The sequence below is a fragment of the Diaphorobacter sp. C33 genome (assembly GCF_030503915.1).
Lineage (GTDB): Bacteria > Pseudomonadota > Gammaproteobacteria > Burkholderiales > Burkholderiaceae_C > Diaphorobacter > Diaphorobacter nitroreducens.
Window position 1 is genome coordinate 1,566,723 of record NZ_CP129980.1, and the last position, 18,067, is coordinate 1,584,789.

The window sequence follows — 18,067 nt, forward strand, 5'->3', positions numbered from 1 at the left end:
GTCAGCGGCTGGCAGGCGGCGTCGCCTGCGCCGGTATGCGCGCGACGTTGCCCGCCGCCATGTCTCCAGTGGCCACGCGGCGGCGCAGCTCGGCCAGCACGGCCTTCAGGCGGCGCGCATTCTCAGGGCCCATGCGCACCAGCATCTTCTGACCGCTGGAGAGTGCCTGCAGTTGGGGGTCCACGAATTCGTAGCGCACCCAGGGCCGGGTGGAGGGCACCTCGCCCACCACGGGCACCAGCCGCACCTGCAAGGGCCCCGCCGGCTCGGGCGCGGCGCGCAGGTGGTCGAGTACCGCCACCAGGCGGTCGTTGAAGTAGCGCCCGGGAAAGCCCAGTTCTTCATAGGCCGCCTGGAACAGCGGATACATGCGGGCATAGAGCTTCACCGCGGCGTCCACGGGCACGGCTTCGGCCAGCGTGACGAAGGCTTGGTAACGCGCCGCGTTGGCCGGTGCGATGGCCTGCGCAGGCGCATCCTGCGCCCCTTCCACCGTGAAACGGCCGGGCGTGGGCTGCACGGGCCACATGCGCGAGGGTGCCTGGGCGCGTGCCAGGTTGTCGATGGTCGCCACCATGCGGCGCACCAGCCCCTCGGGCTGCAGCAGCGCCGCCGACTGCGGCCCCAGCAGTTCCGCCAGCGCGCGGGCCACGTAGGCGTCGGAATCGGCCAGCGCGGGCAGCGCGTCGGCCGGGGGTTCCAGCACTTCCACCGGGTTCTGCGGGCCCGACGCGGGTACCTGCGGCGCGGCGGCGGGTGGTGCGGCCTCGACGGCGGGGGCCGCAGGCGCGGGTTCGGGGGCCTGGGTGTGGCGCCACCCGAACCACCAGGCGGCGCCCGCGGCGGCGATCGCCACCAGGGCAATGACGGTCCAGACAGAGACCGAGGACTCCTGCCGGGGATGGAATTCGGCGGGGTCTCGTACAGGCATGGCGGTCCTTTCTCCACGAGGCCCCCTCGCACCGTGCAAGGGGCACCTTCGCTTCAATATTGATAGCTATTAGCGCTTGACCCGCCTATGCTACAGCCCTGTTTCATATAAAACCACGTTAAACCACCAGAGGTTACGAGGCTTACCACCGGGGTCAACCGGCGGCGCCTGCGGCCAGGCCGTGCAGCCAGGCCATGGAATCGCGCAGTTCATCCGGGCGGATTTCGTGCATGCCCGGGTACTCGCGGTAGCTCAGCGCCAGCGGCAGCGTCCGGACATGGTCGCGTATGGCCTGGGCACTGGCCAGCGGAATGACGTTGTCCTGCACGCCATGGCTCACCCAGAGCTGGCGCCCCGCCAGCGCGGCCGGCTGCGCCGCATGGGGCAGCGCCTGCGGCAGCAGCCGGCTGTGCCAGACCATCGCGCCGTGCAGCAGTTCAGGCCGCGTGAGCAGCAGGGTCAGCGCCATGATGCCGCCCTGGCTGAAGCCGCCCGCCACCACGCGCGCGGCGGGAATGCCCAACTGGCGCGCCGCGGCGTCCACGGTCTGCGCCACCAGCGCGCGGCTGGCGGCCTCCTGCGGCTCGTTGATGCTGCGCGCGCCATCTGCTGCCACGGTGAATTCGAACCAGGCATTGGCCGTCGGCCCCATGCGGTACGGTGCACGCAGGCTCAGTACGTGGTATTGCGAGGGTACATACGGGGCCAGGCCGAACAGGTCCTGTTCGTTGCTGCCCACGCCGTGCATGAGCACCAGCAGCCACGGCTCGGAGCCGGGCGTCGCGGGGCGGTGAAGGAAGGAAAGGGGTAGGTCGAGCATGGGCAACGTCGTGATGGAGGAAGTGTCAGGCAGCCTGCAGCGCGAAGGCGTCCATGGCCAGCATGCCATGCATGACTTCGCGGCTCAGATAGTGCGCCTCGGCGCCTTCGCCGGCAGCGCCCAGCGCAAAGAAGATGGGCAGGAAGTGGTCTTCCGTGGGATGCGCACGTCGGGCATGCGGCGCACGGGTGCGGTAGTCCAGCAGGGCCGCGGTGTCGCCCTGCTCCAGCTGCGCCTCGATCCAGCGGCTGAATTCCACCACATAGGGCGCGGGCTGGTCGGCGCCGCCAAAGAACTCGGTCAGGTTGTGCGTCATGCTGCCGGAGCCCACGACCAGCACGCCCTGCTCGCGCAGACCGCGCAGCGCCGCACCCATCGTATACACCTCTGCCGGACCGGCACCCACGGGCAGCGCGACCTGCACCACGGGCACGTCGGCCTGCGGGAACAGATGCATCAGCGGCACCCAGGCGCCATGGTCGAAGGGGCGCGCCGCGTCGCCTCGCGCGTCGATGCCAGCCTGCTCCAGCAGGGCCAACACCTCCTGTGCCAGGGCGGATGCTCCGGCAGCCGGGTACTGGAGCGCATAGAGCGGACGAGGAAAACCGCCGAAGTCGTGCCAGGTCTCGGGCTGCGCCCCGGTCATGACGGTGGCGCCGCGCGCCACCCAGTGCGGCGACATGATGACCACGCCGCGCAAGCGGGGGTACTGCGCCTTCAGTTCAGCGCCCCAGCGGGTGAGCGCCGGGCCGGTACTGCCGGGCTCCAGCGCAAACAGCGGCGCGCCGTGCGAGACGAACAGCACGGGCAGCGCGGCAGCGGTCGTCGAAGAGGTGACAGAAGGGGTATGGGGGGTGTTCATGGCAAAACCTCAGTCCAGGTTGCAATCATGTGGGAGCGACATGCTTGATGCCAAGTGCTATAGATTCCATCACAGCGTCCCATCCATCGCACCAATGCGATGTGAAAGCAGCGTCACTCCCCCAGCTGGGGCCGCCCGCGCAATACCTTGACACCTCCGCGCCGGCTTTTGGACTCCAGCCGCCGCTGCTGCGATCCCAGCGTGGGCCGCGTGGCACGTCGCACGCGCGGCGGCCGCGCCACGCTGTCCACCAGCGACTGCAGGCGCGCCAACGCATCCAGGCGGTTGGCCTCCTGGGTGCGGTATTGCTGGGCCTTGATGACCAATACCCCCTGCTGGGTGATGCGGCTGTCGCGCAGGGCCAGCAGGCGCTGTTTCACATCTTCAGGCAATGAAGAGGCCGCGATGTCGAAGCGCAGGTGCACGGCGCTGGACACCTTGTTCACGTTCTGCCCGCCCGCCCCCTGGGCGCGCATGGCGGTAAGTTCAACCTCGGCCGGGTCCACGCGCACGCCGGAAGAAGGATTGCCGGAGGCCATGCCCGTCCGTCAGGCGGCCCCGGCGCGCAGGGCGTCGTCCAGCGCCTGCAGGAAGCGCTGCGGGCGCTCAAACTGCACCCAGTGGCCGGCTTCCTCGATCAGCGCCATGCCGCGAAAGTCCGGAGCCGCCGCCGCGTAAGCGCCCTCCAATGCACCAATCCACTCTTTGTACAGAGCGTCGCTGCGGCCATAGATCGCATGCACGGGGCAAGGCACCAGCGGCAGGGCGCGCGCCAGAGCATCGGTGTGCGCCAGGCGGCGGCGGGGCATGCGGTCGCGCACTACATTGGCCACGTGCGTTTTCAACGCCAGGCCGCCCAAACCGTCGATGAGCGAAGTGTCCTGGAACATCAGCGCCGCCAGGTTGTAGCGGTGCGCCGCAATCTGCCCCTCCTGCGGCAGGTGGCGCCAGGCCTTGAGCTCGAATTGCCGTTGGGGCACCACCCCCATCGCCGGGGCTCCTACCAATACGAGCTGGCGGGCCAGTTCGGGGTGGGCTGCGAGCAGCAGGCCCGCCGTCAATCCACCAAAGGAAAATCCCACCAGGTCACACGGCCGTGGCCCGAACAGCGTACGCAGGCCTTCGGCCAGCGGCTCCACCAGCGCGTCCGCATCGCCCCCCACGGGTGGTGCGGCCGAATCTCCGAATCCTGGCAGATCGGGGACCCAGACCTCGCGACCACTGTCCTCCAGATCGTGGATGTTGCGCACCCAATGCGTCCAGCTGCCGCTGCCGCCATGCAGCAGTACCAGAGGCAGCGCACCATCCTGGGATGTCCCCCAGACATGCCAGACGATGTCGCCGGTACCGCAGGGGGTGGACTCGCGCCGTGCGCGTTGCTGCAACGCAGTGACTTCAGGAGGCAGGGGCAGCGTGGCGAGCGATGGCTCCCTCACCATTGGGCCAGCCCATCAATGGCAAGGGCGTAGCCCTGCACCCCAAACCCGCACATCACCGCGCGGGCCGCGCCGGCCAGATAGGAGTGGTGGCGAAAGCTCTCGCGCGCATGCACGTTGCTGATGTGCAGCTCTACCACGGGCACTCCCGTGCCCTTCACGGCATCCAGGAGTGCCACGCTGGTATGGGTGTAGGCGGCAGCATTGAGGACGACGCCGGCCAGTTGGCCCGCCGCATGCAGCCGGCCGGCCTCGTGGATCCAGTCCACCAGAGCGCCTTCATGGTTGCTCTGGCGAAATACCAGCGCCAACCCGTGGCGTGCACATGCGGCCGTGCAGAGCTGCTCGACATCCGCCAGAGTCTGGGAGCCATACACCTGCGGCTCGCGCGTGCCCAGCAGGTTGAGATTGGGGCCGTTGAGAACGTAAACGGTTTTCGTCATGGAGTGCTAGCGCGGTTCTACCCGCCGCAACGGACCCGCGAATGCGCATTATCGCGGCCAGCACTCCGGCTGGCGTGCCCGTGTCAGCGCCAATCGCGATGGCCGCGATGGTGCCCATGGCCGTGGCGGTACCCGTGCCCGTATCCGCGGTAGTACCCCACGGGCGGTGCCACGACCACGGGTGGCGCGTAATAGACCGGGCGCGGAGCCCGGTATACGGGCGGTGCGTACACCACGGGCGGCGGGGCGTAATACACGGGTGGAGGCGAGTAATACACAGGAGCGGCGTTGCCCACCCCCACGACGGCGCCGGGCACGCCCACGCCGACAGACCAGTACACGTCGCTGCGTGCCTGGGCGGTGCCTGTGCCCACCAACAGGGCCAGCGCCACACCGGCCGAGGCGGCGGCGGCAAACCAAGAGCGATGTTGGATCATGAAAATCTCCTATATAGGGGTGCCGCGGCACCCGGGCGCCTGAACACAAGGCGTTTGGACGTCTAACGCGCCAGCACCGTGAAAGGATGGCATGAACAGATGTTCAGGTTGTTTCCGAACGTACCCCGCGCCGTTTCCATGCGTAACCGCAGCGGCCGCTCAACAAGCGCTCGCGCCGGTAGTACGCATCTATGCCGCCTAAAATCCCCCGCATGAGCACCCCCGTCCATCACGACACTTCTGCGGAAGCCGCAAAACCCAGCAACTTCCTGCGCCAGATCATCGAATCCGACCTGTCGCACGGTGTGCATGCCCAAAAACACTGGGCGGGCAGCCCAGGCGACGCAGCCCACCACGCCGCCGCAGCGGTTGACCCTGCCAAGATCCGCACGCGCTTTCCGCCCGAACCCAACGGCTACCTGCACGTGGGCCATGCCAAGAGCATCTGCCTGAATTTCGGCCTGGCGCGCGACTACGGCGGCGTCTGCCACCTGCGCTTTGACGACACCAACCCCGAGAAGGAAGATCAGGAGTACGTCGACAGCATCATCGATGCCGTGCGCTGGCTGGGCTTCGACTGGAAAGACCCCGACGGCCACGAGAACCTGTACTACGCCAGCAATTACTTTGGCTTCATGTACCGCGCGGCCGAGTACCTGATCGAGACCGGCAACGCCTACGTGGACGAGCAAACGCCCGAAGAGATGCGCGCCAACCGCGGCGACTTCGGCAAGCCCGGGGTGGACAGCCCCTATCGCAACTGCACCCCTGCGGAGAACCTGGCGCGCTTTCGCGAGATGCGTGACGGCAAGCTCCCCGACGGCGCCGCCGTACTGCGCGCCAGGATCGACATGGGGCACCCCAACATCAACCTGCGCGACCCGGCCATCTACCGCATCAAGCACGCCGAGCACCACAACACCGGCAACCAGTGGTGCATCTACCCCATGTACACCTTCGCGCACCCGATCGAGGATGCGCTGGAGTGCATCACCCACAGCATCTGTACGCTGGAGTTCGAAGACCAGCGCCCCTTCTACGACTGGCTGTTGGACCGCCTGGGGGAAGGCGGCCTGATCGCCCGCCCCCAGCCGCGCCAGTATGAGTTCGCGCGCCTGAACCTCACCTACGTCATCACCAGCAAGCGCAAGCTCAAGCACCTGGTGGACAGCGGCATCGTGAGCGGCTGGGACGATCCGCGCATGCCCACCATCGTGGGCCTGCGCCGGCGCGGCTATACGCCGGCCTCCATCCAGATGTTCTGCGAGCGCATTGGCGTGACCAAGGACTACAGCTGGATCGACTACGGCACGCTGGAGGGCTGCCTGCGGGAGGACCTGGAATCCAAGGCCCACCGCGCCATGGCCGTGCTCGACCCGCTCCCGCTCACGCTGACCAACTGGGCCGAAGTCTTCGGCAGCGACGGCCACGTCGAGGCCTGCAGCCTACCCGCCCTGCCCCACGCGCACGAAGGCCAGGCTGTTCCCGAGCGCCACTTCACCCTGGGCCGCGAGGTCTGGATCGAGCGCGAAGACTTCGCCGAAGTGCCACCCAAGGGCTACAAGCGTCTTTATCCTCCCCGGCTCGGGGCGGACGGGCAAATGCTCCCGGGCAACACCGTGCGCCTCAAGGGCGGCTACGTCATCGAATGCACCGGCTGCGAGAAAGATGCGGGCGGCCACGTCACCCGCGTGCTCGCCACCGTGGTGCCCGACACCAAGAGCGGCACGCCCGGCGCCGATAGCGTGAAGGTAAAAGCCGCCATCACCTGGGTGGGGGTGCAGGACGGCGTGCAGGCCGAGGTGCGCCTCTACGACCGCCTGTTCACCGACGCCCAACCCGACGCGGGTGGCAAAGACTTTCTGGCCCTGCTCAATCCCGACAGCCTGAAGGTGGTGACTGCCTATGTGGAGCCATCACTGGCTGTCGCCCAGCCCGACGATAAGTTCCAGTTCGAGCGCTTCGGTTACTTCGTGGCCGACCGGGTGGACCACAGCACTAGCCGCCCGGTGTTCAACAAGATCACCGGACTGAAGGACAGTTGGGCGAAATAGCCAGCCGCTGCTCGACAAGCAAATGCCCGCGTCCGCGGGCATTTTTTTCGTTTCAAACCGAACGCCTGCGCATTGCCGAGGCTGCACGACGGAAATTCTCCCGGCGCGAAGATGGATTCTTAATAACGATTCTCGTTTGCTTTATCATCCCACCACCTTATTGCCGAGAAAGACTTGAGCCTCATGTCCATGCCTATGAAATCCTTGGTTGTTGCATGTGTTCTGGCCGCTGCAGGCGCTGCAAGTGCGCAGGACCAGGTGGTCAACCTGTATTCCGCCCGCCACTACGCCACCGATGAAGCGCTGTACAGCGGCTTTACCAAGGCCACGGGCATCAAGATCAATCGCGTGGATTCTGATGATGCCGGGATCATGGCCCGTCTCAAGGCAGAAGGAGCCGCGTCCCCTGCCGACGTGATCCTGCTGGTGGACGCCGCCCGCCTCTACCGTGGCGAGGCCGACGGCCTGTTCCTGCCCGTGCGCTCGAAGGTGCTGGAGGATGCCATTCCCGCGAACCTGCGCGCAACACCGGTCGCCGACGGTGGCATTCCCTGGTTTGGCCTGTCCACGCGGGCGCGTGTGGTTGTCTACAACAAGACCAAGGTCAACAAGGACGATGTGGACACCTACGAAGAGTTGGGTGACCCCAAAAACAAAGGCAAGGTCTGCATCCGTTCCGGCTCGCACCCCTACAACCTGAGCCTGTTCGGCGCCGTGATGGAACACGTGGGCGAACAGAAAGCCGAAGCATGGCTCAAGGGCGTCGTGAACAACCTCGCCCGCGCGCCCAAGGGGGGCGACACCGATCAAATCAAGGCCGTCGCAGCCGGCGAATGCGATATCGCCGTGACCAACAGCTATTACCTCGCCCGCCTGATGCGCTCGGACAAGCCCGAAGACAAGGCCGTGGTGGACAAGGTGGCGGTGGTGTTCCCCAACCAGCAATCGTGGGGCACGCACATGAACATCGCAGGCGGCGCAGTGGCCCGCCACACCAAGAACCAGGTCAACGCCATCAAGTTCCTGGAATACCTGGCCAGCCCTGAGGCTCAGAACTACTTTGCCAACGGCAACAACGAATGGCCCGCCGCCAAAGGCGTGGATCCGGGCAACCCGGCCCTCAAGGCCATGACGGGCGGCCAACCGTTCAAGAGTGAAACCATCCCCATTGGCGCGGTCGGCGCCAACACCGTCAAGGTGCAGCAGATGCTGGACCGCGTCGGTTTCCGGTAAGCCCTCTGCCCCTTGCGCACAGCCCGGCCCTGCCGGGCTGTTGCTTTTCTAGGGAGTGCCGGACCGCTCGGTGATAATTAACGTTTACGTTAACGTAACTTTGGAGACAGACCATGGAAATCAAGGGCAAGGTGTTCATCGTCACCGGCGGCGCGTCAGGCCTGGGTGAAGGCACGGCACGCATGCTGGCTTCAGCGGGCGGCTTGGTGGTGATTGCCGACATGCAGGCCGACAAGGGTGAAGCCGTCGCGCGCGAGATCGGCGGGCGCTTCGTGCGCTGCGACGTGAGCAGCGAGGCCGATGGCCAAGCCGTGGTGGCCGCAGCGGTATCGATGGGCAAGCTCATGGGCCTGGTGAACTGCGCCGGCATCGCCCCTGCGGAAAAGACCGTTGGCAAGAACGGCGCGCACGCGCTGGCTTCGTTCAGCAAGACCATCACGGTGAACCTGATCGGCAGCTTCAACATGATCCGCCTGGCCGCAGAGGCCATGTGCAAGAACGAACCCGAAGCCACCGGCGAGCGCGGGGTGATGATCTCCACCGCCAGCGTGGCGGCCTATGACGGCCAGATCGGGCAGGCGGCGTACTCTGCTTCCAAGGGCGGAATTGTGGGCATGACACTGCCCATCGCCCGCGACCTGGCACGCAACGGCATCCGCAATATGACCATTGCCCCCGGCATCTTCGGCACCCCCATGCTGTTCGGCATGCCCCAGGAGGTACAGGACGCGCTGGCCGCCGGCGTACCCTTCCCCAGCCGCCTCGGCACCCCGCAGGATTACGCCAAGCTGGTGCGCCACATCTTCGAGAACGACATGCTCAATGGCGAAGTGATTCGTCTGGATGGCGCTATCCGTCTTGCACCGAAGTGATTTTTTGATAGCACCTTGCGCTTGTCTGCATTGGGTTCCAGCCCGATTTCGTATATTTTCCTAACGAAACCAACGCGGACGCAGTCGATGAGTAACTGCGGTTAGGGCTGGCGGCGCACGGACGCAGGCAAGCGCTGCAGTTCAGCCTCCAAGGCGCGGATGTTGCTCTGGTGGCGGTTCACCGCCAGCTGCGCATCCGCACCGCCCGCCCCCTCCTGCGTCTGCAGGCGCCGCAAGGCGTCGCGCTCCTTGTCCAGTTCATGGTTCAGGATCGCGCGGCGCCCATCATCATCGGGCTGCACGATCACGGGCGTGTGCCCTGGCGAAGCGGCATTGCCTACCTGTTCCACGGCGCTTCCCTTGCGCAGTCCACCACCGCCTGCTGCCGAGGCATGCGCGCATATCCGGCTGCGCGCACCCGCAGCCCCCGTACCCCCCACCAGGTATTCCACCCGCTGCTCAGTACAGCGAAGCTGTGCACCGGCAGCACTGGGCTGCAAGGCGGCCAGCACACCCCCTGCCAGCGCTAGCAGCACGGAGCCCTTCACGATCATCACCGGCCAGCGACGTAATCCACCTTGAAGGTGGCTGTGTTCCCGATACTGTCAATGATGACAATGGGGATGGCCTGCATGCACCCGCCCTTGAACGTGATCGTTACCCCTTCGCCCGAGCGGGCAATCGTGTCGCTGCTCAGGCCGATGGCATCCGGCAGCGGATTGCGCAGGCTGTAAGGGGCCGTTCCGCCCAGCGCAAACACCGTAGGCCCCGCCGCTGGCAAACACACATCGGTGGAGCTGGTCAGCGTGACAGTCTCGGGAGAAACCGACAGCGGGGTCTGGCCATCATCCATGGAGCCGCCCCCTCCACAGCCCGACAGGGTAAAGACGGCGGCACATGACAGAACCAGAGGTAGGAGCAGAAAGCGTTCCATGGGCAATATCAAAGGAGTAAGTAAAGAAGGCATATCGCGGCTAGCTGCGCTCGGCCCGCGATTGCATCTGGACCGTAGCGAATGACACGATGGGCACGCGCCCCCGCAGGTAGTAGATGCAGTCCGACACATTGCCCAGCGGCAGCAGGCTGGGGCGGCTCCAGGCACGCACGTCGGAGTCCGCCACGCCGGGACACATCACGCGCTTCACGATGGCCTGCATCAACGGCACCTTGAGCTCGTACGCATAGGTGACCTTGATGCGCAGGATGTTGGCGTCGCGGATCGAGATGCTGGCGCCCCCCATCGGCGTTGAGGTGCGGAACTCCAAGTTGTCATTCGGGATGTAGGTCGTTCCCCCCTTGCGGATGCCATACACCCGGAAGGCCTCCTCGGACGGGCTGAGCACCTCTAACTTCAGATTCCCCAGCGAGGTGTCCACAGCAGCCTTGGCCGCCGCGGCCGTGAGGCGGCTCACATCGTTCGTGTCGAAGGCGTTCTGATAGAACGGCACCAGCCCCTTGATCAGCGACAACCGGATCGACTGCGCATTGCCATTCGCCATGGAGCCGTGGCGCGCCGCCATGAACGTTGCGTTGTTCAGGGTGAGCTTGGCCATGTAGAGCATGCCCGCCTGGATGATGAGGAAGGTGATCAGGATCGCCAGCGGGCCGACGATCACGAACTCCGTCAGCGACGCTCCCCTCTGGCGCTGCCGCTGGCGTTGCGGCCGGCGGGTATTGCGTGCAGCGATAGCCATGGCTAGGTTCTCCGAGGCGGTTGTGGACTGGCGAAGCACACGGCGCGGCCGTCATTGCTGCGGCGGGGTCACAGAAGCAGTGGGCAGTTGCACGCGCGCTTCCGACGGTGGCATGCCCAGAAAGGCGCCTGAACGCGCGCCGCCCGCCGCAGCACGCGCTGGGTCCTGGGTGCGAAAGCCCTGCTGCACCGCCGCAGGGACCGCAGGCAGTTGCGCCTGTGGCGCCGATGCTGCGGGCCGGCTGAACACGGGCGCCAGGTCGCGGGACAGGCGGGCAATCTCCTGCTGAATATCCGCAGGTGCCGCGGCGCTGTGGCTGCGCGCCGCGTTCAGGGCGAGCTCGGCCTGTGACAAGCGAACCAGGCCAAGGTTGTATGCCGCACGCGCATCCTGCGGATCGATGCGCAGCACCGCCTCGAAGCCCTGCGCGGCATCCTCCAGGCTACCCGACAGGGCCGCCGCCGCGCCATAGCCAAACCACACTTGGCTATTACGCGGGTAGCTGTTGGTGAGCGCCTTGAACTCGCGCGCTGCCGTCACCCAGTCGCCCCGGGCGTAAGCGTTCTCGGCCGAGCGCAAGGCCCCCTGCGCGTCGGCCGAAGCCCTGGCGGCCGCAGCAGCCTGCTGCACGGCTTCCTGTGAAAGTGCCGGCGCCGCCGTGGCACTGGGTTGGGGCGCTGGCAGCGCCTGCGCAGGGGCGCCCAGCACGCCGGGCATCCCGCTCAGCGGGTCGGTGGGGACTGCGACAGGCGCAGCACAGCCCGCCAAAGCAGATGCCGCCAGCACGGCGGCCAGCGGAGCGAGGAACGTGCGGTATGGATACATGGTGTAGTCAACCCATCAAACAATGAAACGGGTGGCTGCGCTGGCGGCGCCACCACCCGGCGAGGACGCGGCAGATGTGCGCGTCACCCCGTCTGGTGGCACGACCGCCAGCACCTGCCCGGCCAAAATGCCCAGCGCATGCGCCGCGCCCGCACGCAGTTCCACGACCGCAGCTGCTCCGCGGCACAGCCGGAACCGCAACGGCGGTACCGCGTGCACCACACGCAGCACCTGGCCGCTGCGGCTGAGGAACACCACATCGATCGCGTAGCGCATGCCTACCGTGTGCACGCTGTTGCAACGCGTGATCCACAAGGCCTGGCGCGGCGTGAGCGGCGGGCGCGCCAGTAAGCCCAAGGCGCGCTGCAGAAAGCTGCGTGCCACCGCCACGTCGCAACCCATGTCGCGGCCATCGGCATACAAGGCACCCGCATGGAAAGCACTGCCCACGACCATCCCTCCTTACAAGCCCGACGCCAGGAATTTCATCGCGATCGGAAAGCCGATGACGATGAAGGTGCAAGGGAAGATGAAGAAAATCAGCGGACCGAGCATCTTCACGGGAGCCTCCATGGCCAGCTTCTCCGCACGCAGGAAACGCTCGGTGCGGCGCTGCTCGGCCTGCGCACGCAGGATGGGGCCCAGGCTGGAGCCGGTTTTCTCGCCCTGCACGAGCGCACTCACGAAGCTGGTGATGGGCGTGAAATCCAGGCGTGCGGAAAAATCTCGCAAGGCATCGATGCGCGCCTTGCCGGCACGCACGTCACGCAGTACGCGGTTGATCTCCACCATCAGCGGCCCGCCGGCGCTCTTGGCCACGGCCTGTTGCATCGCGCCCGACAGATTCAGGCCCGCCTCGATCGACAGCGTCAACAGGTCGATGAAGAACGGCAGGGCCTTCAGGATGGCCAGATTGCGCTGCTTGGTGGTTTCCTTGAGCCACAAATCCGGGTAGAAGAACGCCAGCATGGCAATCACCACGATGATGGACAGACCGCCCTCAAGCATGCCCGACAGCATCACCCCCAGCAGCGCGCCCGCCACGGCCGACACCACCTTGCCCGCAAAGAACTGTCGGGGTGTCAGGGCGTAGTCCTGACCGGCACGGCGCAGTGCGGTGGTGTAGCGCTCCTCGGCCTTGGTCGATAGCGCCCAGCCCAGACTGTTGGCCAGCAGATTGATCAACGGCCACAGCACCCGGAACAGCAGCGGCGGCTTGTCCTTGTAGGTACGGTCTTCGGTAGGCGCCTGGCGAAACAGGCTGTAGACCGACCACAGACCGACCAGAATGGCCAGCGCCAATACCAGAGAAGAAATCAGGCCCAGCATGGCCGCTCCGTGATCAGGGGGTTACACATCGATGGTCACGATCTTCTTGATGAAGACGCCCCCCATGATCAGCAGCACAGCCACCACGGCCATGACGGCCCAGCCGTAATACGTGCTGAACAGCGGCGCCATGGCCTCGGGTTCCATCTGGAACAATACGAACCCCAGGAACACCGGCAACAGGCCGACGACGATGCCCTGCAGCTTGCCCTGCGATGTCAGCGCCCGGATCTTGCCCTCCATGGCGGCCTTGGCGCGCAGCGTGCTTGCCAGACGCTCCAGCACCTCGGACAGGTTGCCGCCCACATCCTTGGAGATGGTGATGGCGGAAACCAGCAGGTTCACGTCTTCCAGATTGACCCGCTTGGCGAAGCTTTCGAAGGCGTCTTCCAGCGACACGCCCAGCTTCTGCTCGCGCAGCACCAGCGACAGCTCCTGGCTGAACGGCGGCGGCGTCTCCGTTGCGACCAGATCCATCGCAATGGCCAGGCTGGCCCCCGAACGCAGCGACCCCGCCAGCATGTTGAGTGCATCAGGCATCTGCTCGATCAGCTTGGCTTCGCGCCGACGCTTCAGATAGCCATAGGCCATGCGTGGCAGCACGAAGATGCCCACCGCCGCCAATACTGCCAGGGGCACGGCTCCGGTCAGCAGGAGCACCAGCGCCGGCAGCACCAGCACCACGCCCACGTTGATGAAGAACAGGCGCTGCGGATCGATGAACAGGAACATATCCTCCAGCGATACCCGTGCGTCCGAGGTGAAGCGCGCGCGGTAGTGGCCCCACGAGCGTGCAACGAAGAACACCAACATCACCACGCTGACCGCAACCGCGAAGGAGACAAGCAGGGAGGGGTTCATTTACTTCGCCCGTTTGAAGATTTCGAGATCCACCGCCACTCCGATCTGGCGCAGCTTCTCGTAGAACTCGGGCACGGCGTCGCAGCCGGTGAAGTAGCCGTCGGTCTTGCGCTCCGCTGTGAAACCGGTCTCGACGAATTCGAACAGATCCTGCAACTGGATCTTGCCGCTCTCCACCCCCGTGACCTCGGTGATCCGAGTGATCTTGCGGCTGCCGCAGGCAAAGCGCGTTTGCTGCACGATGATGTCCACGGCCGATGCCACCTGCTCACGGATAGCCGTCACGGGCAGATCCATACCGGCCATCAGCACCATCACTTCCAGGCGTGCCAGCATGTCGCGCGGGCTGTTGGCGTGGGCGGTAGTCAGCGATCCATCATGGCCGGTGTTCATGGCCTGCAGCATGTCCAGCGCCTCTCCGCCACGGCATTCGCCCACCACGATACGGTCCGGCCGCATGCGCAGCGAGTTCTTCACCAGTTCACGGATGGCGATCTGCCCCTTGCCCTCGGCATTGGCCGGGCGCGACTCAAGCGACACCAGATGCTCGTGGTGCAGTTGCAGCTCGGCCGCATCCTCAATGGTGACGATACGCTCGCCTTCGGGAATGAAGTTGCTCAGGATATTGAGCAGCGTCGTCTTGCCGGAGCCGGTGCCACCCGAAACGATGATGTTCTTGTGCTGCTTCACGGCCATCTGCAGGAACTCCACCATCTGCGCGTTGGCAGAGCCGAACTTGATCAAATCCTCGGCGCCCAGCTTGCGCTTGGAGAACTTGCGGATGGTCATCGACGGCCCTTTCAGGGCCAGCGGCGGAATGATGGCGTTGAAACGCGACCCGTCCTTCAGCCGCGCATCCACCAGCGGAGAGCTTTCGTCGATGCGCCGGCCCACCGGGGCCACAATGCGCTCGATCACTCCCATCATGGCCTTCTCACTGGAGAACGCTAGCGGCACTCGCACCAGTCGGCCGGCGCGCTCGACGAAAATTTCGTCCACCCGATTGACCATGATTTCAGTGGTCGTAGGGTCTGCCAGCAGCGGCTCTAGCAGGCCCAGCCCAATGGCCTCATCACGCACTTCCTCCAGCAGACGCTGCTTGTCCACGTCGGCGGGGATGCCCGCCGGCATGTGGAGGAAAATCTCGCGGATGGCCTGCTCGGTATGCTCGCGCAACTCCTTGTCGCCCATGCGGTGCACGTCGGTGCGGCGCATGTCGAAGGATTCGATCAATTTTTCCTGGATCAGTCGGCGGTAGCCCAGCCAGTCCTGGTCGATCTGCACACTGGCGGTCCGCACCTCCGGGGGAGCAATGGGTGCCCCGCTGTGCACCGGCTCTTCCCTGGTCCGCTCGGGCGTTGGTGCCATGCGCTGGGTTACCGGTGCAGGCATGCGAGTCGCCGTGTGCGCACTGGCAGCCGACGCGGGCGCAGCAGGCATCGCCTGGGTCGCGCGTGACGGGTCGGCAGGCTCTTCGCCTACGCCTTCTCGCATGCGCGCCCAGCGCGCATGCAACTGGTGCGAGCCGATGCGGATGGCATCGGTGGGTTTGAGCGGCCCGAAGGTGGTCACCTTGGTGTCGTCCACATAAGTACCAAACATCGAACCCAGGTCGCGCACGAACACCTGTTCATTGGAGACAAAAATCTCCGCGTGTTCCTTGTGCACCTTCCAGCCGGAAAGCGTGACATCGGCTCTCTCGCCGCGCCCGACCATGCAGCGCGTGGCATTGATGACCCGGGTATCGGCGGGTCCTTCGGCGGTCATGACTTGCAGATGCAGCATCGTGGTTATTCCGTGGGATCAGCGTGCCAGCTTGCTTTCGATCATGTCCTTGACTTCATTCAGGCGCTGGTAAGCGTTCTCGCTTGCCAGCACCTGGGCACGGTCTGTCGCCGGCGTATGGATGCGCGGCGTCACGACCACGAGCATCTCTGTCTGTTCGTTGGTCATCTCCTGCGTGGAAAACAGCCGGCCCAGCACCGGCGCACGCCCGATGACGGGAATGCCTTCCTTGTTACGCGCTCCCACGCTTTTGAGCAGGCCGGAAATCACCAGCGTTTCGTTTTGCTTCAGACTGACTTCGGTCTCAGTGCGGTTGGTAGTAAACGCTACGAACTGCCCCTGCCCTGCGCTGCGATCCGGCTGGCTCACCTCCGCCACGATGGACGAGCGCACGTTGCCCGCCTTGTCGATCACCGGCTTGAACTCCAAAATCACGCCATACGGTTTGTAGACCACCGACAGTTGGCCGAAACCGGAACTTACCGGGATGGGTATCTCGCCACCCACCTGCACCTTTGACGATCCACCGCTGACACTGCTGATGCGCGGCTCGGCCAACGTCCAACTGTCTCCGTTAGACTCCAGAAAGTTCAGTACTGAAGTGATCTGCGTGGCCAGCCCCAGATAGGAGATAAAGGGTCGCGCCGGCGTAGTGATGGGGTATCCCTCCTGGTTCAGTCCCCGGAAGCTGGCCGAGTTGGCATAGAAGTATCCCGACGTGGCAAACGTCGGGCCAGCCACGCCCAGGTTGCTCCACTTCACGCCGATGTTGTCGAGCGCCTGCTTGCGCACCTCGACCACCTTCACGTCCAACTGCACCATCTGCTCGGGCACCACCAACTGATCCTCGGGCCGCTCGCGCACCAGATTGAGCACCTGCGGATAAGCCTTGACGATCTTCTGGATCTTGGCGGCCGAGTCTTGGTTCGCATACATGCCGTCCAGCACGACCTTGTCGCCAACGGCACTAACGTTGATGCCCTTGTCATGACTCAGCAGTTGGCGCAGTTCCATGGCCGTCTTGGCATAGTGATCCGCGCTCACCGTCACTTCGTAGTTGATCTGCGTGCCATTGCGCAGCCAGACATACAGCGACGTGACCCCCGCACTCTCACCCAGCAAAACGATTTGCTTATCGGCCACCACGGATGCTGTCAGCAGCGCCCCATTGCCAATGGCAACGCGCTCCACGCCCGCCTGCGGCAACACACGCACCTGTCCCGCATAAAGCGACAGTGCGATGGGGCTTGCATTGACCACGGCGAGGGGGCGCTGCGCGGACACGCTCGCCGGCCCGGCGCCTGCCATGGGCACAGCCAAGATACCTGTGAAGAAGACGAAAACGACGCACACAGCGGGCGCACGAAAAGGCAAAGAAGTGTTCATTGGAAACAACGGAGGCGTTCTTTAAATCTCGGGGATCAATGCGCCAGACCCGGCACTCCGCGGCTGGCTGCCGATGAAGACACCGGCATACGCGAACCCGCAGGCACCTGTGTCGGGGGCGGCGTGTCACGCAAAACTGGCGGCTGGGTGGGCATTGCAGTAGGCGCTGCCGCTGGCATGTCCCCCTGCGCCATGGCCTGCGCTACGCGCTCCGCGATGGCGCGGTTGTTCGGATCTTGCAGGGCTGCATCCAGCATGGGCGTGCGGCTCACCTTGCCCCCGCTGCCGGAGCCACCGATGATGAACTCCACCAGCCGCTGGCTGTTGCCATCTGCATCGCGCGGCGCAATGGAGGCCACCACATCGTCAATGGTCAATGCAGGGCTCGGGTTGGCCACCTGATCGGTGGGCGCGCGCAGCACGGCCGTGAGCTTGCCCCCCGCCTTGGCGGCGATCACGCGGGTGGCATCCTGCGGCGTGACATTGAGGGTGACATGCGAGTACGCGCGCGCTGCAGCTTCACCTGCGCTGGCCGTGCCCTTCTGGGCCTGGCCGGTCGCAAGCACCTCCACATTGGACAGCATGGGGAAGGTGAACTCCTTGGCGTTGCCGTCGCCGCCTGGCGGCTTGGCCGTCAGCATCAGGTCGATGCGATCGCCTGGGCGCAGCATGCCCGACATGGAGCTGATTTCGTCTACCTCGATGGTCAGCGCACGCCGCCCGTCCTTGAGTGTGGCCGCAAAGATCTCTCCGCCCCGACTGGCGGTGTAGGTAGTCATCAAAGGCTCGCCGCGCTGCACTTCCACAGTGAGAGGCTGCCCGTCCACTGCATCGTATGTGTCTGGAACCACCGTGTTCCGGTTGACGAACTCAGACGGAATCTTACGTACGGCCACCACACTCGCATCCAGCACATCGCCGGCCTGCAGGGGCCGGCTGGCCACCACCACCGGCACCAAGGTCTTGCCGCGGTTGGCTTCTTCCTCCAGCTCCGTGATCCGGGAGTTGATAGCCTTGTTACTTAGAAAGAACGCCAGTCCCCCCAATGCAATGGCGCCTGCGAGCAGCAGCCAATTTTTGTTGAGTGATACAGCCACGG

The 18,067-nt window shown here is 65.2% G+C and carries 20 protein-coding genes; 3 read left to right on the plus strand and 17 right to left on the minus strand.

Going from position 1 to position 18,067, the window contains the following annotated elements; translation table 11 throughout:
• Nucleotide 1: 1 nt before the first annotated feature.
• From QY917_RS07400 to QY917_RS07430, 7 genes are all read right to left on the minus strand, one after another.
• A complete protein-coding gene (locus tag QY917_RS07400; RefSeq protein WP_123675638.1) occupies nt 2-931 on the minus strand; it encodes a DUF3014 domain-containing protein in 930 nt (309 codons plus the stop codon).
• Between the two features lie 154 nt (nt 932-1,085).
• Nucleotides 1,086-1,751, minus strand: coding sequence for an alpha/beta hydrolase (locus tag QY917_RS07405; protein ID WP_123675637.1), 666 nt, complete (start codon nt 1,749-1,751; stop codon nt 1,086-1,088).
• Between the two features lie 25 nt (nt 1,752-1,776).
• Nucleotides 1,777-2,613: a class III extradiol ring-cleavage dioxygenase gene (locus QY917_RS07410; protein WP_123675636.1), complete on the minus strand. Its 837-nt coding sequence runs from the start codon at nt 2,611-2,613 to the stop codon at nt 1,777-1,779.
• Nucleotides 2,614-2,726: 113 nt separating this feature from the next.
• Complete coding sequence (gene arfB / locus QY917_RS07415) at nt 2,727-3,152, minus strand: alternative ribosome rescue aminoacyl-tRNA hydrolase ArfB (protein WP_123675635.1); 426 nt, start codon at nt 3,150-3,152, stop codon at nt 2,727-2,729.
• 9 nt (nt 3,153-3,161) lie between these two features.
• A complete protein-coding gene (locus QY917_RS07420) occupies nt 3,162-4,052 on the minus strand; it encodes an alpha/beta fold hydrolase (RefSeq protein ID WP_123675634.1) in 891 nt (296 codons plus the stop codon).
• A complete protein-coding gene (gene aroQ / locus QY917_RS07425) occupies nt 4,046-4,492 on the minus strand; it encodes a type II 3-dehydroquinate dehydratase (protein WP_011804883.1) in 447 nt (148 codons plus the stop codon). The genes QY917_RS07420 and aroQ overlap by 7 nt, the downstream gene beginning before the upstream one ends.
• A gap of 83 nt (nt 4,493-4,575) precedes the next feature.
• A complete protein-coding gene (locus QY917_RS07430; RefSeq protein WP_123675633.1) occupies nt 4,576-4,929 on the minus strand; it encodes a hypothetical protein in 354 nt (117 codons plus the stop codon).
• A 212-nt stretch (nt 4,930-5,141) separates the two neighbouring features.
• On the opposite strand from QY917_RS07430, the gene QY917_RS07435 reads away from it, so the two are divergent.
• The 3 genes from QY917_RS07435 to QY917_RS07445 all read left to right on the plus strand — a co-directional run bounded on the left by QY917_RS07435 (nt 5,142) and on the right by QY917_RS07445 (nt 9,088).
• Nucleotides 5,142-6,983, plus strand: a complete 1,842-nt coding sequence (locus QY917_RS07435; RefSeq protein ID WP_123675632.1) for a glutamine--tRNA ligase/YqeY domain fusion protein — start codon at nt 5,142-5,144, stop codon at nt 6,981-6,983.
• 183 nt (nt 6,984-7,166) lie between these two features.
• Complete coding sequence (locus QY917_RS07440; RefSeq protein ID WP_123675631.1) at nt 7,167-8,216, plus strand: extracellular solute-binding protein; 1,050 nt, start codon at nt 7,167-7,169, stop codon at nt 8,214-8,216.
• A 113-nt stretch (nt 8,217-8,329) separates the two neighbouring features.
• On the plus strand, nt 8,330-9,088 hold the full coding sequence (locus tag QY917_RS07445) for a 3-hydroxyacyl-CoA dehydrogenase (protein ID WP_088886481.1): 759 nt from the start codon (nt 8,330-8,332) through the stop codon (nt 9,086-9,088).
• 101 nt (nt 9,089-9,189) lie between these two features.
• On the opposite strand, the gene QY917_RS07450 is transcribed toward QY917_RS07445, so the two are convergent.
• The 10 genes from QY917_RS07450 to cpaB all read right to left on the minus strand — a co-directional run bounded on the left by QY917_RS07450 (nt 9,190) and on the right by cpaB (nt 18,065).
• On the minus strand, nt 9,190-9,438 hold the full coding sequence (locus tag QY917_RS07450) for a hypothetical protein (RefSeq protein WP_302079193.1): 249 nt from the start codon (nt 9,436-9,438) through the stop codon (nt 9,190-9,192).
• A 203-nt stretch (nt 9,439-9,641) separates the two neighbouring features.
• Nucleotides 9,642-10,022, minus strand: a complete 381-nt coding sequence (locus QY917_RS07455) for a hypothetical protein (RefSeq protein WP_148061002.1) — start codon at nt 10,020-10,022, stop codon at nt 9,642-9,644.
• A gap of 40 nt (nt 10,023-10,062) precedes the next feature.
• Nucleotides 10,063-10,782 carry a TadE family protein gene (locus tag QY917_RS07460; RefSeq protein ID WP_123675628.1) on the minus strand — a complete coding sequence of 240 codons (720 nt, stop codon included), beginning with the start codon at nt 10,780-10,782 and terminating at the stop codon, nt 10,063-10,065.
• Nucleotides 10,783-10,833: 51 nt separating this feature from the next.
• Nucleotides 10,834-11,607 (minus strand): tetratricopeptide repeat protein, encoded by a 774-nt coding sequence (locus tag QY917_RS07465; protein WP_123675627.1) that lies wholly within the window; start codon nt 11,605-11,607, stop codon nt 10,834-10,836.
• Between the two features lie 15 nt (nt 11,608-11,622).
• Nucleotides 11,623-12,057: a DUF192 domain-containing protein gene (locus QY917_RS07470; protein WP_015913590.1), complete on the minus strand. Its 435-nt coding sequence runs from the start codon at nt 12,055-12,057 to the stop codon at nt 11,623-11,625.
• A gap of 12 nt (nt 12,058-12,069) precedes the next feature.
• Complete coding sequence (locus tag QY917_RS07475) at nt 12,070-12,936, minus strand: type II secretion system F family protein (RefSeq protein WP_015913591.1); 867 nt, start codon at nt 12,934-12,936, stop codon at nt 12,070-12,072.
• Between the two features lie 21 nt (nt 12,937-12,957).
• On the minus strand, nt 12,958-13,797 hold the full coding sequence (locus QY917_RS07480; RefSeq protein ID WP_015913592.1) for a type II secretion system F family protein: 840 nt from the start codon (nt 13,795-13,797) through the stop codon (nt 12,958-12,960).
• Nucleotides 13,798-15,582, minus strand: coding sequence for an ATPase, T2SS/T4P/T4SS family (locus QY917_RS07485; RefSeq protein WP_123675626.1), 1,785 nt, complete (start codon nt 15,580-15,582; stop codon nt 13,798-13,800).
• Between the two features lie 18 nt (nt 15,583-15,600).
• Nucleotides 15,601-16,968: a type II and III secretion system protein family protein gene (locus QY917_RS07490; protein WP_123675625.1), complete on the minus strand. Its 1,368-nt coding sequence runs from the start codon at nt 16,966-16,968 to the stop codon at nt 15,601-15,603.
• Nucleotides 16,969-17,003: 35 nt separating this feature from the next.
• Nucleotides 17,004-18,065: a Flp pilus assembly protein CpaB gene (gene cpaB / locus QY917_RS07495; RefSeq protein WP_162844538.1), complete on the minus strand. Its 1,062-nt coding sequence runs from the start codon at nt 18,063-18,065 to the stop codon at nt 17,004-17,006.
• Nucleotides 18,066-18,067 lie beyond the last annotated feature (2 nt).